Source organism: Psychrobacter sp. Rd 27.2 (genome assembly GCF_001921755.1).
GTDB classification, from domain to species: domain Bacteria; phylum Pseudomonadota; class Gammaproteobacteria; order Pseudomonadales; family Moraxellaceae; genus Psychrobacter; species Psychrobacter celer.
In genome coordinates this window covers 69,381-87,004 of sequence record NZ_MRYB01000013.1, presented here as the reverse complement: position 1 = coordinate 87,004, position 17,624 = coordinate 69,381, and the positions used below count along the sequence as shown (strand labels likewise).

The 17,624-nt window shown below is 48.9% G+C and carries 12 protein-coding genes; 4 read left to right on the top strand and 8 right to left on the bottom strand.

Annotated elements, in window-relative coordinates; all coding sequences use genetic code 11:
* Positions 1-334 precede the first annotated feature (334 nt).
* The 4 genes from BTV99_RS10925 to BTV99_RS10910 all read right to left on the bottom strand — a co-directional run bounded on the left by BTV99_RS10925 (position 335) and on the right by BTV99_RS10910 (position 4,537).
* Entirely contained in the window at positions 335-1,237 is a 903-nt protein-coding gene (locus BTV99_RS10925) for an ABC transporter ATP-binding protein (protein WP_241900672.1), read from the bottom strand.
* A gap of 15 nt (positions 1,238-1,252) precedes the next feature.
* Positions 1,253-2,239 (bottom strand): iron ABC transporter permease, encoded by a 987-nt coding sequence (locus BTV99_RS10920; RefSeq protein WP_075102386.1) that lies wholly within the window; start codon positions 2,237-2,239, stop codon positions 1,253-1,255.
* 69 nt (positions 2,240-2,308) lie between these two features.
* The gene (locus BTV99_RS10915; RefSeq protein WP_083608630.1) at positions 2,309-3,166 is read right to left on the bottom strand and encodes a hemin ABC transporter substrate-binding protein; all 858 of its coding nucleotides are present in this window, start codon (positions 3,164-3,166) and stop codon (positions 2,309-2,311) included.
* A 237-nt stretch (positions 3,167-3,403) separates the two neighbouring features.
* The gene (locus tag BTV99_RS10910) at positions 3,404-4,537 is read right to left on the bottom strand and encodes a ChuX/HutX family heme-like substrate-binding protein (protein WP_075102385.1); all 1,134 of its coding nucleotides are present in this window, start codon (positions 4,535-4,537) and stop codon (positions 3,404-3,406) included.
* A 415-nt stretch (positions 4,538-4,952) separates the two neighbouring features.
* Between BTV99_RS10910 and BTV99_RS10905 the strand changes: the two genes are divergently transcribed.
* The 4 genes from BTV99_RS10905 (at position 4,953) to BTV99_RS10890 (ending at position 12,881) form a co-directional block, all read left to right on the top strand.
* Positions 4,953-7,130 (top strand): TonB-dependent siderophore receptor, encoded by a 2,178-nt coding sequence (locus BTV99_RS10905; RefSeq protein WP_075102384.1) that lies wholly within the window; start codon positions 4,953-4,955, stop codon positions 7,128-7,130.
* 113 nt (positions 7,131-7,243) lie between these two features.
* A complete protein-coding gene (locus BTV99_RS10900) occupies positions 7,244-8,506 on the top strand; it encodes an HmuY family protein (RefSeq protein ID WP_256713779.1) in 1,263 nt (420 codons plus the stop codon).
* A 208-nt stretch (positions 8,507-8,714) separates the two neighbouring features.
* The gene (locus BTV99_RS10895; RefSeq protein WP_075102383.1) at positions 8,715-10,439 is read left to right on the top strand and encodes a multidrug ABC transporter permease/ATP-binding protein; all 1,725 of its coding nucleotides are present in this window, start codon (positions 8,715-8,717) and stop codon (positions 10,437-10,439) included.
* Between the two features lie 186 nt (positions 10,440-10,625).
* The gene (locus tag BTV99_RS10890) at positions 10,626-12,881 is read left to right on the top strand and encodes a TonB-dependent siderophore receptor (RefSeq protein ID WP_083608629.1); all 2,256 of its coding nucleotides are present in this window, start codon (positions 10,626-10,628) and stop codon (positions 12,879-12,881) included.
* Positions 12,882-12,962: 81 nt separating this feature from the next.
* On the opposite strand, the gene BTV99_RS10885 is transcribed toward BTV99_RS10890, so the two are convergent.
* The 4 genes from BTV99_RS10885 to phhA all read right to left on the bottom strand — a co-directional run bounded on the left by BTV99_RS10885 (position 12,963) and on the right by phhA (position 17,609).
* A complete protein-coding gene (locus BTV99_RS10885) occupies positions 12,963-14,339 on the bottom strand; it encodes a rhodanese-like domain-containing protein (RefSeq protein ID WP_075102382.1) in 1,377 nt (458 codons plus the stop codon).
* 385 nt (positions 14,340-14,724) lie between these two features.
* A complete protein-coding gene (nhaC, locus tag BTV99_RS10880) occupies positions 14,725-16,131 on the bottom strand; it encodes a Na+/H+ antiporter NhaC (RefSeq protein WP_075102381.1) in 1,407 nt (468 codons plus the stop codon).
* 90 nt (positions 16,132-16,221) lie between these two features.
* Positions 16,222-16,563 carry a 4a-hydroxytetrahydrobiopterin dehydratase gene (locus tag BTV99_RS10875; protein ID WP_075102380.1) on the bottom strand — a complete coding sequence of 114 codons (342 nt, stop codon included), beginning with the start codon at positions 16,561-16,563 and terminating at the stop codon, positions 16,222-16,224.
* A 71-nt stretch (positions 16,564-16,634) separates the two neighbouring features.
* A complete protein-coding gene (phhA, locus tag BTV99_RS10870; protein ID WP_241900674.1) occupies positions 16,635-17,609 on the bottom strand; it encodes a phenylalanine 4-monooxygenase in 975 nt (324 codons plus the stop codon).
* Positions 17,610-17,624: the final 15 nt, after the last annotated feature.

Below are 17,624 nucleotides of genomic sequence, written 5' to 3'. Positions count from 1 at the left end.
GGCTCGTAATTATAAGTCTATGCTGTATCTAGCTTGTACTATGATTCATTGCAAACTGAATTAGGGACACGCCCTAGTAAATTGAAGACACACCCTAATCAGCTATTAGGGCAATATTAGCTTTTTATTTCAATGTGACTATTCGATTGAACATAAAATGTGCTCTGATATTTTTTATATACTCGATCCTAAATAAAATTGGCAGGCAAGAGACTATATGCCACGTGCTGCTGGTATTTGTTTGACGCAGCATCGAGCGGTGTAGGCACAGCACACAAGAAAAACAAACACCAGTCGCGCTGTAGCTGTTTTAAAGTAGATTGACTGTATATGGTTATACAAACACCACACCATCTTCGGTCTGATGCGCCTTGATATCGACATCATAGGCAGCGCTGAGTCGTTGACGGGTCATTACCTCAGTAGGCGAACCTTGGGCAATAACTCGCCCACCGTTTAGTAGTACCACCTCATCGGTATAGCGATGGGCATGAGTCAAATCATGCAGCACTACCAAGATACTTTTGCGCCGCTCATGTACCAGAGTGTGTAAATAATGCAATAAAAAACGCTGATGGCGAATGTCAAGATGGTTGGTCGGCTCATCAAACATCATGATTTTAGTGTCTTGCATCAGTGCCCGCACGATAGCCAAGCGCTGCTTCTCCCCGCCTGATAAGGTTTGCACACGGGCATCGGTTAGATTTGATAGCTCAAAATCTTGCAGCAAGGTTTGCGCGCGTTCGACATGGTGGCGATTTGGCCGCTGATACCAAGCAAGGTTTGGCGAGACGCCCAATAGCGCATAATCAAGCACCGTAAGCGGCAGCTCAAAACGCTCATGTTGCCCAACCCAAGCGATATGACCATCACGCATCATCTCATCGATAGGCTGGCCTTGAGCTGTGATATACCCCTGTGTTTTTAACGCCATCCCAGTATGCTGACCCAATACTGTATGCAATAATGTGCTTTTACCCGCGCCATTGGGCCCGATAAAGGCGACGAGCTTTTGGCTTGGCACGGTTAGCTTGTCTATTTTTAACAGCACTTTATCACCATGCGAGATATGAATATCTTGCATCGACAACAGCTCGCTTGCTTTCTCATGACTTGTATTATTATTTTGACTCGGTCGCTCTGTTTGCTCTGTTTGCCCTGTTTGCATTGACCGTACTGGCCGCACGGGTTTTGCTGCCGCAGCGCTGCGTCTACTTTGAAAAAATGAATCAAGCATAGTTACTCCTATCAATTAACGGCGGCTACTGCGCACAAACAGCCAAATAAAGAAGGGGCCACCGAGTAGCGCTAAAACGATGCCAACAGGCACATCCACTGGATAAGCGACATGCCGCGCTGTGCCATCAATGAGTAGTAATAATAGCGCCCCAAGCCAGCCCGACCAAATCATCAGCCGCATACGCCCGCCGCCAAACAAAATAGCCAGCAGGTTTGGCACCATCATGCCAATAAAGCCGATGACGCCGGCTAAGGATACCGCCGCCCCTGTCAATAATGCCGAGGCAATCACCACCAGACAGCGCACTACTCCCACCTTGATACCCAAGGATTTAGCAGCAGCCTCCCCTAGCATCAACCCATCTAACTGCCGCCCTAATGGCAATAAGATAGCCAGCCCCAAGATCATAGAAACGATCGCATAGCGCAGCGGCACAAACCCCGCCTCCGCCATACTGCCCGACAGCCAATTGGTCGCCGAGCGCAGCACCATGTCATCAGACATAAATAAAATCAGACTGACCACGGCAGCACAAAACGCACTGATCACAAACCCCAATATCAGCAGACCCATCTGACCGCCGCCCAAAAATCGATGACAAGCGAGAATAAACAAACACACCAATACGCTTCCGCTAAAAGCGGCAAGCGGTATGCCAACGCTGCCAAAACCCAATGCCAATACCAGCACCACCCCGAGCGCCGCCCCACCTGATGTACCGATTAGGCTCGGATCGGCTAATGGGTTTTCAAACAACGCTTGCAGCGCCGCCCCGCTGACAGACAACGCCATACCGACCAACAATGCCGTCACCACGCGCGGATAGCGCAGTTGCCAGATGGTGTCATCCAGATGGTTGGGGCTGGACCAGTCGCCAAAACCAATACCAAGGGCCAGCCAAATCAGTAGCAATGATATGGCCGCCGCCACCAGATAATAAAGGCTGTGCTTGTATTTGTTTGATAATGTAGGGATCGGTGCAGTCAGTGTATTTGCCATGAAAAGTATCGTTTTATGTGGATAAAAACTCAGTGGGAAGATTTGTTTAACTTAGACTATTTGCTTAGGCTATTTTGCGAGCGCATTTAGCTTTTTTAGCACTTCAGGCGACTGTAAGCCATAACGCAAAAAATCATCGGCTGGCCAAAAATGGACGCCACCATTTTTACCTGCTGTACTGGTAGCAACCTCAGGACGCTTACTAAACTTACTGACACCGCCAACGACCGCCTCATTATGCTCGGCAATGATAATCACATCAGGCTTGGCGGCCAGCCAGCCTTCTCGCGACAAAGGTTTTAGCCCCGATACGCTAGCGGCATTTATCCCGCCCGCGCGGCGAATCAGCTCATCGCCTACCGTGCCCTTGCCAGCGACAATACGGCCATCGTAACTCAGTAGATAGCGCTTACCGGTTTTTGCCATAGGACTCATCCCTGCCTGCCAACGCTTGGCTAGCTGCGACCCTGCAAATTTTTTATCGACATAATTACCGATGGATTTGATACTGCTGGCAAAGGTGCTGACTTCTTCTTTGGGTGCGACATTGACGGCCTTAACCTTAAGTCCATTTAGGCGCTGATAGATACTCGCCGGCTGCACCATATAGCTGCCGAGCACCAAATCAGGCTTGACCGCCAGCACTGACTCGGCGGTGATATTACGGTGCATGCCCACAGCGGGCACGCTCTTTAGCGCCAGATTTTTATTGGTCGCATCTTTGCCCACCAGCTTATCGGTCGCTCCTAGCGCCACGACCACATCGGCGACATCGGGACTCATGGCGACGATACGCTCATAAGCTTGAGCAGAAAGCGACGGCACGGCCAATGCACCAAGGATGGCAGCCGTACTGATAGCACCACGGGTACGTTTTTTATTGATAACTGACTGAGTGAGTGTTATTTTTGATAAGGCAGAAGACATACGTATTCCTAATTTACTGACATAAAAAATGACCCTATAGCCAATTCAAAACAAAATGATTATAAATTTAAGCACGCTACTGTTATAAATTTTACTTGCATGCTGCTATCACAAAGGCGGCGCAACCTATATTTTGAACAGAAAGCACCTCAGTAGCGCGATGTCATTTTTAGAGTGAATTAACTATATAAGTCATTAATGTTAAATAATTAACCAAAATTGATTTTTATGGCTGGTTTATGCGCTCTCTACTTCAACCATGACTGCTGGCGCTAACGCTTCTGCGTAGGCATGTTCGTCGACAATATTAGCAACTATTTGCTGCCACTCAGCCAGCTCAGGCGTGCCTTCGAGTCGTTGACCAAACACGCTAAAGACACTCGACCCCTTATTGTCAAAGCCTTCAATACAAGTCACAATGCCATCTTTGGTTGGACGCTTGACGCACCACACTTGCGCCAAAGCTTTGTCTTTGAGATGCAGGGTAAAGTCGTTATGGTCTTTGTCTAAAACATTAAACCAGTCTCCCAGGCGCTTAAGCGTCTGCACCGTACCCGTCTGAATCTGCACAAGTCCGCTATTACCGACAAATATCATAATCGGGCATTTGGCATCACGGGCCTGCGTAAATACCGCCTCGACAGCGCTAATATTAAGCTGCTGCGTCATCTGCTCTGGCGCTTGACGGTAGCTGCTGGCACGGTCGATATCGAGACTTCTTAATAGTGAATGAAACTGATGCACATCTGTCATTGCCTGCCAACCTTGTTGGAGCTGCGTGCGGGCGCCTTCATCCAGCGCCTTGTAGCGCCAGTCACTTAGCGGCGCTTGTATCTCTAACGTCAGCGTCTCCGTATTTACCGTCTGCTGCTGCGCCGCAATCAGCGCCTGCCAGCTGGCGATATTCTCATCGCTTAATTCGCGCAGATACACTTTGTCAATCGCCGCGCCCTCGCCATTGTAAAACTGAATACTATAAGACGTTTTATCCGCGCGACTGGTATCTGTTACTGCCAACATATGCTGCCATTGCCACATAAAGAATCGTAAATCCAAACCACCAACATTGAGCGCTATTCCCATCTTTTCGCCGAGTTTTAAATTGTGATACGGCGCGGTTTTTTCATGTACGGCCAGATCGTTTCTGACGATGCTCTCAACACTGCCAAAGCGTGCAAACTGCTGTAATACCGTTTTGCACTTATCCCCGATGTACTGACTGTAAGGCGATGCGAGCATCAGCTCAAACTCACTGACCCCCAATGCCGCTGCCCCTTCTGTCGGAAACAGCATCGGCGTTTTTTCTTTTAGTGCTTGGTACTGTTGCCACAGCTCGGTATTTTTTGTGATTAAAGATAACGGTTGACTCATGAGGGTCTCCATAAAATAAATAATAAAAAGCCAATCATCTCGCTATATACGCAAAGAGATAAACGGCTGAATAATAATCACCGCCTTTGGCCAAATCTATCTGACTAAATCAAGCAAAATGGCAGCGCTCCATGTTTGCGCTTATCGTTTTTTTCAGGTGGTATTGAACGGGAATGATTATGGCAACATTTTTTTAGTTTGTAAATAGAAATAATTATCATTTACATGTTGATAATTATTATCGTTTGAAATATGATGTCTGAGCTTTGTTACTCGCATTGAGGTTTTAAGTAACAAAACCTTGAAGGATTAAATCGCTGATAGCCGCTTATTTTGTTGTTTTGATAAATAATTTTAATAAAGCAGAGCGTCAAACCTCTCTGTTTTTGCTTTTTTTATAAAGGTTGTCTTACTTATGTCGATGTCCCCACTTCGCTCTTATTTACCAGATACCCGCTTCTCTACTCATTTACCACAGTGGCGGCAGCGTGCTTTGGTCACTAGCATTGCCTTGGCATTATCTGCGTTGGCCCCTGCCAGCGTCCAAGCAGCAGATTTTGTGGACGACACTCCTGAGCTTACCGATGATACTGCCCTGCCGAGCGTCCGTCTCGACCCTATCGTGGTGACCGCCACACGCTCTGAGCGTGCCTTAAGCGATGCGCCAGTCGCCATGCAGGTACTTAGCCGCCAAACGCTCGATGACAACCATGCCCATACCTTAAAAGAAGCACTGGCGCTCTTGCCCAATGTTTACTTACGCGAAGTTCATGGCAAGACAGGCTATGAAGTCAGCATGCAAGGCTTCACCGGCGATCAGGTACTGGTGCTCATCGACGGCTTACCGATTACCGCCAGTACGGGATCGACGGTGAATTTAAATCAATACATGAATATGGATATCGAGCAAATAGAAGTGGTACAAGGAGCGGCGTCAGCGCAGTTTGGCAGTGCGGCCATGGGCGGGGTGATTAATATCATCACCAAGCCTATCGGCGCAGCGACAGGACATATCACCACCGAGATCGCCAGTAATGGTGAGCAAAACCCTTCAGGTAAAGGAATAGACGCCAACAAACGCTATGTCGAAGCCAGCGTAGAAGGCGCTTTAGATAAAGATCAACGCTTTCAGGCGCGCCTATCAGGCTCGTATCTAGACAATGATGGCTTGAGCTTGGATCATAAAGCATGGCCCAGACTAAAAGACGCCAGCGAGCAGTCACAAATCAGCGCGCGCCTAAGCTACCGCCCTGATGGCAAAGGCATGTCAAACGATAGCAATAGTAGCGACGATAGCCGCGTGATCAAAAATACTCAATATTGGCTAGAGGCCAGTCACTATAAAGAAGATGATGTCAGCCGCTTTAATTACTATGTGGCGCCGCGCTATTTGGCGCAGCAGCGAGACGAGCACATCAGCAAGCAGCGCTTTAGTGTCGGTGCGCGTGCTGATATCACGCCGCATGCAGACGATCGTAGCAAGACCTATCGGCTGTCCGCTCAAGCGCTGCATGAGGACTATCAAAGCGAGTCTAATACCAAAACCCAGCAGACCATCACCAGCGCCCGTGACACCGACATCAGTACCACGCTAGCGCAAGCGCAGCTTGACCTACCTGAGTTGGTGCTATCCGGCGATCACATTCATCTTATTCAGGTCGGCGGGCAGCTTCAGCAAGACAAGCTGAGCCAAACGAAAAACCAAGTCAGCGAGCTGATCAGCAATGAGGTCAGTCGTGACGTCGGTGAGCTGTATATACAAGACGATTGGCTAATCGGTGATAATTGGGAGGTGCTGAGCGGGATTCGCTACCAGAACGATGAAGACTTTGGTAGCCATACGGCGCCAAAAGTATCGCTCAAATATAATCTCATGGACGCTAGCGGCCGCGAGCATATCTTGCGCGGTAGTATCGGCGGTGGTTATCGCGTGCCCAATCTAAAAGAGCGCTACTACGTCTTTGATCATAGCAATTTGGGCTATAAAGTGATGGGCAACCCAAACTTGCAGCCGGAGACCTCAACCAGCTACCAAATCGGCTATCAAGGTCAGCTGAGCGATACACTCAACCTCACCGTCAATGGTTTTTATAATGACGTTGACGACCTTATCCAAACCGACGAGGACAATGCGACCTTTGATGGCAATATTGCTGTCTATCAGTTTATGAACGTCGATAGCGCCAAAACCTATGGCGGCGATATCGGTATCGACTGGCAAGTGGACGAGCGCGCCAAACTACAAGCCAGTTATGCGTATCTCAAGACCCACAACAATGTCACCGATACCGAGCTGACCTATAAGCCCAATCACAAAGCTATGCTGGCACTTGACTATCAAATCAATGACAAGCTACAGCTGATCCCGCGCCTCAACTACGAGTCCAAACAGCTCGTCAGCACCAGCGCACAGACGTACTCGCCGTCTTGGTGGACGCTCGATAGCAAGCTCAATTATGACATGACGGCAAACCTGAGCCTATACGCGGCGATTAATAATATCTTCGATGTACAGCGTGATGTCACCGATGCCAGCGACTATCGTCCGATCGACAATCGTGAATGGCTACTGGGTGCCAGCTATCACTGGTAAGCCCTTGCCCGCACTTATCTTAAAGCAACGCTTGTAAAGCAATTGTTTAAAAAACTCTGTCTATAGCGCTGTTTTTATCTTTAGCCAAAACAATAACCATCAAGGAGCCTGACATGACCAAACCCACCCTAGCAATGAGCACCAAGCCGACCAAATTGGCACTACTTTTTAGCAGCAGCCTATTAGCCCTTAGCATGACCGGCTGCGGTGGCGGCAGTGATGGCTCGAGTAGTGGCAATAACGGAAATAGCGATAATGCTGGCAGCACACCGCCTGCCAGCAGTGCCAGCTTTAACGAAACCGCCACATGGCAAGTCACCAACCTAGCACCTGATAGTGCCACTTGTTATGACTTTGATGCCAAAGCTGAAAGCTCATGTGACGGCGATACATGGGATATTAAGTTTGAAAACCAAGCACGTTCGGTCAAGCTTTGGTCCAATAGTGGCGACTCTGGCGCAGGTTTGGGCGGGGTTTTTGGCTTGATCGACTGGTCTGATCTGAGCCGTTATACCAATGCCACCCTTGACCCTGATACAGGCCGTGACATCAGCCTGCATTATAACGAAGACCGCAGCGGCGGGGTGTTTACTGCCAAGCCTTGGTTTGAGTACAACTTACAAGGCAATCATCAGCTATATCCCAATAACCGTGTCTATATGGTCACCACAAACAGTAGTAGCGACATGACAGACAGCAGCGTGCAGCAGCCTATCTATGCCATGCAAATTACCAACTACTATAATGATGCTGGGAAATCTGGCTACCCAACCATTCGCTGGATTGATACGGCGCTACCAAATCAGGTACAGACTCAAACCATCAACGCCACCAGCAATGATGACTGGGTATATGTTGACCTAAAAACAGGCCTAAGCAGCATGGACAAAGACAGCACTTGGCAGATTGGCTTTAAGCGTAATGATGTGATTTTAAATGGTGGGGATTCGGCCAGTGGTAAGATTGGCGGTTATCTTGCCGCCACACCAGCAGGATATTATGATGCAAAAGACGAGCCTATTGTCAGTCAATTTATCACCGATGGTAGTGCAGCGACATTAGCCGACCTTACCAGCACAGCAGACTACGACAAGCCGCTAAGCGCCAGAAGCTGGGTGATTGACAGTAAAGGCTCGGACCTAAACCCTGCGTATACTGGCAGTTTTCCGAATTTGGATTTTGGCTGGTATACCTACAATGGCATGACCCATCAGCTAAATGCCAAACCGGTTGATAGTGCTCAAGGCGCACTTATCAGATCTGCTGAAGGCAACAGCTATGCGCGTGTGCGTTTGGATAAGATCAATTATCCTGATAGCACGGCGACGACGGCGACCTCATGGGAGTTTAAACTAGACATTCAGCCGGCTTCTTAGGCTGTGTTTTTTCACCCAGTCGCAGAGCAAGGAATCGACATAAAAAGCTATTTTTTATAGCTTCTACTTGTCATAGCTTCTACTTGTCATAGCTTCTATTTATATAGCCTGTATTTGTTTTTTTATCAGCGTTCAGCCTTATAAGCATCTATAGGGCGAACGCCAAGCTTCTTTAAAACCCTCAAAAACGTATATTTACTGAGTCTTTATGTCCCCTCGCGCTGCCGCTTCTTTGTATCATATGGTATGGGCGCACTATCGCCTGCCGTTTTTAAAAGTTGTTTTATTAAACCTGCTCAATGCCGCCGTCAGCGTCGGTATCATCGCGTATATCAATCACACCTTTATCAGCCAGTCTGTCTTTAGTGCTTTATCATGGCAGAGCTTGGGGCAGTTTTCGCTATTGGTGCTGCTATTGCTAACGACCACGTTTTTAGCACAATATGCCCTCACGCGCTTGGGTCATCGATTTGTCTATGAGCTACGGAAAAAACTGGTCAAACAAACCATCGACACCGCCGTGCCGCAGATAGATAATCTAGGGAGCGCGCGCTTACTTGCCAGCTTATCCTCTGACATTCAGTCTATCACCACCGCGTTTGTGCGCATGCCGGAGCTGGTACAAGGCGTGATTTTATCGGTAGGTGTCGGGCTGTATCTGGGCTGGCTGTCGCTGCCATTGTTATTGATTGTCATGTGCTGGATTGTGATGACAATTTGGATCAGTACTATTTTGGTCAAGCACGTCTATACGCATCTGACAGAGCTACGCGAGATCAATGATTATTTATACCAAGATTATCAGTCCATCATAGAAGGACGTAAAGAGCTGGCGCTCAACCAACACCGCGCCCAAAGGCTGTATAACGACGACTTTTTGCGACACGCCAAAGCCTATGAACAGACCGTGACCAAGTCTGATACCTTTCATTTATCGGCAGTGAACTGGTCCAATATCATGATGTTTGCCGCGATTGGTATCGTCTTTGCCGTCGCAAGCTCTCTGGGCGTCTCCATGGCTGTGGCCACGACGTTTTCTTTGACAATTTTATTTATGCAGTCCCCGCTCCTACATGCTGTCGGCGCTTACCCCACGCTACAAACTGCCCAAGTGGCTTTAGAAAAAATACAGGCGTTGGCACTTGCTGATTATCAGCCGGATTTTCAAACAGACAGCGCGGCGACAAACTGGCAAACCATCTGTTTTCAGGATATCTGTTATCGCTATCCACACAACATCGATAGCCAAAATGTGACAGCTGTCGACAGCAAGCATGCTGATGATATCTTACAGTCTGTCACACTAACTTTGCAACGTGGCGATGTGGTGTTTTTGATAGGGGCAAATGGTAGCGGCAAGTCTACGCTGGCCAAGATCATCACGGGGATTTTTGCCCCGACGACGGGCACCGTAACAGTCGATGGAAAGCTCATTCATTCTCAAAACAGCGATTCACAAAGTAGCGCCGATTATCGCCAGCTGTTTTCGGCGATTTTTAGCGATCAGCATCTGTTTACGCAGCTCATCGGCCCTAAAGGACAAGCGCCTGATCGAGTACTGACGGATACATGGCTGCATCAGCTCAATCTGCAAGACAAAGTGAGCATCACTGACGACACCCTCTCTACCGATAAGCTGTCACAAGGCCAACGAAAACGACTGGCCATGCTCATCACTGTCGCCGAACAAAAAGACATCCTACTCCTCGATGAATGGGCCGCAGACCAAGACCCTGCCTTTCGCCGTGTGTTTTATCACACACTGATACCCAAGCTCAAAACCATGGGCAAAACCTTGTTTATCATTAGTCACGACGACAGCTATTTTGAGCATGCCGATCGATTGCTACTGATGAAAGCTGGCCGACTGATAGAGCTAAACGCTGAAGAACGGCAGCGCGCCAGCATCGACGCCATTGCGATGCTCAAATAAATGACGCGCGCTTGGCACGATACGCACTACTCGCAGTGGTCGTTACTTCTATAGTCAACCCGATATAAAAACGATATGGCGAGATGAAGTGTTGTTTTACGCAGCATCGAGCAGCGCAGGTACAGCACGCAAGAAAACCAACGCTTTAGCGAGCCATTTAGATTCGACTACTCAAAAGGACATCAGATGCGGTCTCATTTACCCCCTCTATCTATCCGAACCATCCGAAAAAAACACCTGACATTGGCCGTACAGATCGGCCTATTAATGGGTATCAGTCATATCGCAGCCGCGCAATCGATTGCGGCCAAGACAATCGACAACTCAGGCAGTGCTGAGTCGTCTACAGGCGCGGAAGTCATCAGCGCAAGCGAAACAACCACTGCTTCGACCTCGACCGCCCCATCGACCACGTTAGAGGCCATTACTGTCTATGCCGATGGCTATCGCAGCACCGGTACCAAGACCGCCTTAGACCCTGAAGATGCGCCCATGAGCTACACCCGCATCGATCAGGAGTTGTTACAAAAGCGCCAAGCAGATAGTGTCAACGCTGCTTTGCGTTATGAGCCAGGCGTAAGCTCGGAGAGCCGCGGCACAGTCTCTATTTTTGATGAGTATAATATCCGCGGTTTTAAGACCTACTCAAACTTTTATGACGGCCTCAGACTGCCCTATGATGGCGCGTGGAACCTCATGCCGCAGGTAGATATTTATGCCACCGAAGCGGTAGAGGTGGTCAAAGGTCCCGCCTCTTCGCTCTACGGTTATGCCGCACCAGGTGGTATGGTCAACCAGATCGCCAAAACCCCAAAGAGCACGCAAGAAACCGAAGTGCAGCTGCGACTTGGCAATCAAAACTTAAAGGAGGTAGCGGTCGATACGACAGGGCCAGTCAGCGATGCGCTCAACTATCGCTTGGTAGCATTAAAACGGCAAAAAGACGGTCAAATGCAGACCACCGAAGAAGAGCGATTACTGATTAATCCATCGCTTGAGTGGCAGGCGACTGACGATGTCTCTGTGCTTGCCAATCTGTTTTATCAAGATGATCCAGAGATGGTGCCATCCACCCCACTACCTGCTGTCGGTACGGTCTACAACGCCAGCCATGGCAAATTAGACAGCGATGCCTATGCAGGGGATCAATGGAATCATTTTAGTAAAGAAGTACTGATGCCAAGCATTACGGTAAACTGGGATATCAATGACAATCTCACCTTTAAGCACATCTTACGCTACACCGATGCCGAAGCTGAGCAGCGCAATATGTATAATAGTGGCGGGTTTATCGATGGTAGCGATAAGATCTTAAACCGCGTGGCGTATACCACTGATGAGCGCATGAAAAACTGGACCACAGACAACCAGCTGGCTTATCAATTCGACACGGCCAACACCTCGCACAATGTGTTGTTCGGTATTGAGTATCAAGAAACCGACAGTAGGGCGACTTACTATGATGCGGGCGCAGCGGGTACGCCAAACCTTGACTTATCAAACCCCAATTTTTCCCAGATCGATACCGATACCCTGCCGCTAGATGCCTATCGTCAAGACGAAGACATCGAGCAAAGCCAGCTTGGGCTCTATGTACAAGATGAGATGCAGTGGCAAGATTTGACCGTGGTCGCAGGCTTGCGTCACGATAAGTTTGAGAGTATCACTGAGCAAACCAAAGCCGCACAAGGCGCGGTGTACGATGCACAAACGATCGATAATGATGCCTCAAAAACCAGCGGTCGTCTGGCGGCCATTTATGATTTGGATAATGGTTTATCGCCTTATGCCAGCTATTCTCAGTCGTTTCAGCCTGTCGTTGGTAGCAACTTTATTACCAATGAAGCGTTTAAACCCACCACCGCCGACCAGCTAGAAGCGGGTATCAAATATCTGTCCTCAGATCGCGCGACCAAAGGCACGCTCGCTGTCTTTGATATCACGCAAAAAAACGTCGTGGTCGCAGACGAAATCAACTATAGAAGCCAAACTCAGACCGGTGAGATTGAGTCAAAAGGCTTTGAGATATCAGGCAGTCATATGCTCAATGACTGGGTGGATGTTGCGGCAAGCTATAGCTATACCGACGCTGAGATTACAAAAGATGAATTCAACCCTGATGTGGTCGGCAATACCCCAGCGCAAACGGCTAAGCACAAAGCCACGCTGTGGGCCGACTACTACGCCACAGATAAGCTCACACTGAATGCAGGCGTACGCTACGAAGACGGCATGCAGCTTGATAAACAAAACTCGGATGAGCTACCAAGCGTGACCTTGGTCGATATCGGTGGCAATTATCAAATCAGTCCGATGCTGGCTGTCGGCGCAAGCATCAATAACTTGTTTGATAAAACCTATATCGGTGCCTGTTACGATATCAATAACTGCTGGATGGGGCCTGAGCGTCAAATGTCTGTCAGTTTGCAGGCGACATTTTAAGCGTTAATCAAAAAGGCTGGTGTTTTGGTGGAGGCTGACTAAAGCACCAATGCTTTATAACTGGCCTGATGACATGCCTTATCACTCAGCAGTGTCTTTGGCATGACGCCACGCTTCCATCCCGCCCAGATAGATGTCGAGATTATCAAAGCCTTGGCTCGCCAGCCAGCCAGCAGCGACTGTGGCCCGTGCGCCGCTAGCACACATCAACGTATAGTGACGATGCTTATCAAGCGCCTGCCAGCGCTCATTGAGATGGCCGACATAGATGTGCTCTGAGTCTTTGATCGCATCGGCGGCGCGCTCGTCAGCGTCACGAACGTCGAGGAGCACCCAGTTTTTTTGGTCGATATCCGTATCATTACCATTCAGACGTTTTCTGACCTCATGGGTGTCGATCATCGGTATTCGCTGCAGACGCTCGCCTTGCTTGGCCGCCGCGACCACACCCACATAGCCGCCCACCACATCATCAAGCGCCACCCGCACCAGATGTGCCATGGCAGTAGCTAACTGCGCTTCATCTGCTGCCACCAACGCAATGCGCTCGCCCTCACCGACAAACCAACCGACAAAGGCTGGAATCATGCTGACTGGCAAACTCATCGAACCTGGAAAGTGGCCAGAAGCGTACGCCATCGTCTCGCGGATATCGATGATATGATCGGCATCAGAGTCCTTAAACTGTGCCAATGTCAAATTGCGCGGGCGCATGATAGCTGGCGGCGCGTCACCGCCTTGCATATTTAAGCGCTCCATCAGTCTAAAATACGGCGGCTGATAGTGATTTTCATTGATTTTTGCATCAATAAAAGCGTCGCGCTCTGTAATTTGTAAACGCGGGTTATTTAGCCGCTCATGCCCGACGCTAGAAAACTCACGCTCTGCCATACCTGAGCCGCAGACCGACCCCGCCCCATGAGCCGGATAAATAATCGCCTGATCGCCCAGTGCTAAGATTTTTTGTAGTGAGTCGTAGAGCAGTCCTGCCACCTCTTTACGGCGGTTGGGATAAAAATCCGTACGACCGACATCCCCTACAAACAAAGCATCTCCGGTAAACACTCCTACCGCCTTGTCTGGATAAGCGCTGTCAAACACCGCATACGCTAGGTGATCATCAGTATGGCCTGGTGTCTCGATCACCCGAATCTCAAGCTGCCCAATCGCGAAACAATCACCCTCATGCACTGTCTGCGCATAGACGATAGGCTGCTCTGGGTTTGGACCATGAAACACTGTCGCCCCTGTCATGTTCGCCAAAATCGGCGCGCCTGAAACCAAATCCTCATTCCGATGGGTTTCAAATATATGCGTAATCTCAAGTCCAGCGGCACGCGCTTTTTCTACATAAATCGTACAGTCACGGCGCGGATCAATCACCGCCGCTTGACCACCCGACCCCAACAAATAAGATAGATGAGCCAGTCCAGGTGTCTTGATTTTTTCGAGTAGCATCGTTTTGTCCTTTATATTTATCGTTATCGTTATCGTTATCGTTGATGTTTTATGTCGTTATAATTTATTCAAGCCGGTGCTTACCGCTTATTGAATTGATGATTTTTTATAAGCTATTTTATGGGCAAGCCGCTCACACCAATATTTATTTAAAAGTTAGCACAGACCAGCGCCACTCATCAATATACAATAACATATATTAACATAGCCATTATCTGCTTTGGTGCTAAGCGATGGGTAGCGCCGCCCGACTGTGAAAACAGATTGATAAGAATAGGTTGATAAGAATAAATTGATAAAACCTTACTGATCAAAACAGCACGCATAAAAAATCGGCCTGCAAGCAGACCGATTGGGGCATCATTTTTATGTTTTTTATGAAGAGCTATACAGACGTCTTGGCGCTAGGAGTATCTACGCGGCTGATGGTAATACCGGTAAAACCGAATATCAATGTCAAGAGCAGCGACAAATAGCAGAAGAACGCATAAGGCAAATAATCCAGTACAGGAACGCCTAACGCCTGACTGATAAACACCCCGCACACACTCCATGGTACCAATGGATTGATGACCGTACCTGCATCCTCAATGGTGCGTGATAGATTTTTGGGATGCAAGTTCAAGCGCTCAAAGGTTGGGCGAAACGCCGTTCCTGATAGCAGGATGCTCAAATACTGCTCACCGATCAGCACGTTGATACTAAGCGCAGACATCGCCGCGGCAAAGATTGCGCGCCCTGCGGTGGTCAAGCTGCCTTTAATCCCTGATAGCAATGCTGGCAAAATACCCAATGCCGTCAGCAAGCCACCCAGACTGAGCGCCAGCACCACGATTGCTTGGGTAAAAAACATGCTTTGTACACCACCGCGCGATATCATCCCTGCCACTTCGCCCAGCTCTAGCGACTCAGCTGGCGTATAGCCTGCAAACAAATAGCCTCCCAACTGCCCGATACTGGGTGAGCTATGAAAATAGGTGACGATAAGGGCGACAAAAATAGTACAGATGATGGTATAAATAGCGTTGACGCGAAACACTGCCAACCCTACCAACACGACAAAAGGCAGTACCGCGTAGTTTTGTACCAAGCCACTGTCTATCAGCTGGTTTTGTAGCACAGTCACTTGACTTAAGTCCGAGCTCACCGTCTGCCCCGAAAAAAACCAAAACAATATCACGGTCAGTATCCATGCAGGGATGGTGGTATACATCATATTGCGAATATGGGCAAACAGATCAATCCCCACCACAGATGAAGCGATGGTACAAGTATCGGACAGCGGCGACATCTTATCACCAAAAAACGCGCCCGACACCACCGCACCTGCAGCGATAGCGACGTTGGCATCAAACGCATGGCTCATGCCGATAAAAGCCACCCCAAGAGTCGCCGCGGTCGTCAAGCTACTGCCTAAGGCCACGCCGATGATAGAGGTCAGTACAAACGCTGAAATATAGTAATACTCGGGCGATATAAGCTGAAAACCAAAATACATTAGCGTCGGAATGGCACCAGACATCATCAAGGCGGCGACCATTAGACCAATAAAAAAGAACAAATATATCGCGCCAATACCGCGCATCACGCCAGAGGCCATTTGCGCTTGCATATCATCGAAGCTGAGGCCTCGAAACAAACCGATGGCCAGTAGGACACAGATAGCGAGTATCAACGAGAGATGAGGCACCCAGCCAAAGCCGATCATGGTGACGCCCATGATAGCGATGACGATGGCAGAGATCATAAATGCCAGTTGAGAAGAGATTTGAGTGAGTATTTTTGGTGGCATCACACATCCTTAGATTGCCAGTGGATTTGGCGTTAGGGTTGGCTTTGGTGTGGCAAGTTTAATCAGTTGCTCTGATTATTGCTACCCTGATTATTTACCAAGTAGGCTATCGGTCTTGGCAGCCATGACAAAATCATTGCGATGCAGCCCCTTAATACTGTGTGACCACCAAGTAACCGTGGCCTTTCCCCACTCGACCAATATGCCTGGATGATGGCCTTCTGCTTCGGCGATATCGGCAAGCTCGTTGGCAAATGCCATGGCCGCGACGAAGTTTTTAAACTTATACTGGCGCTGCAACTGCCGGATACCATCGACCTCGATAAGTGACCAATCAGGAATCTGCGTTAATAACTCGCGCGCTTCAGTCTCACTGACTGTCGGGGCACCGATACGGCAGGCTTCGCAGCTGGCTTGGGATAGTGTCGTCATAATAAACTCCTTTTATTGTCATGATTACGTTTTTACGTGATATACGTCCGTGTTAAAGCAAATAAAGTAAATCAGCAGTTGGCTTCCCTGGCATAGGTCGGCTCAAACAAACCCAGTGACATCGCTTGCTTGACCACGCCCATGATATCGCTGTCGACGATATCAAACAGCGTATCCAGCTCATCAATCACATAATAAATAGGCTGGATATGGTCGATACGATAAGGGGTGCGCAGCACATCGAGCAAATCAAACGCCCGATGCTCAGGCGTGTCGCTCAGCGCATATAATGTCTCAGATGGTGAGCTTAAGATACCACCACCATAGATTTTGCGGTCTTTTGGGGTATGGCCTACCAGTCCAAACTCGATGGTAAACCAATAGAGGCGCGCCAAAAACCACCGCTCTTCTTTGCTGGCGTTGAGACCTAATTTACCATAGGTTTCATTAAAAGCGGCAAATGCAGGATGAGTCAGCAGCGGGCAATGGCCAACGATTTCATGAAAGATATCCGGCTCTTCGATATAGTCCATGTCATTCATGCGGCGAATAAAAGTCGCAACAGGAAAACGCCGCTGGGAGAGCAGTTTAAAAAACTTACCAAAGCTAATCAATGCTGGCACAGCAGCCGTTTGCCACCCTGTGGTCGCCTGCAAGACATCATCGATAGTAGCCAATTGCGGAATCTGGGTGGTGGGTAGCTGCAGCTTTGTTAGGCCGTCTAGATAGGCTGAACAGGCGCGATTGGGGATTTGTTTGGCTTGTCGCTCGAGCAGCGTTTGCCACATGAGGTGCTCATCATCGCTATAGGCAATATGGCCATCACTGTCGGGCTGGTGCGAGACATATGGCTGCTTTTGCGGCGCTTCTAGATAGGAAGCTTCTAGACGAGAAGCCGCTAGATGGGCGCTGCTATTAGTGGTATTGATATTAGTATTAGTGCTATCGGTAATTGAGCTGTCGGCGGCTTGTTTTTTGCCGAGGTCGTTTTTGTGACTGCCGCTGACAGCGCGTTGATAAGAGGGGGTATGTGAGAGGCGATCCATGCCTGTACTCCTTGT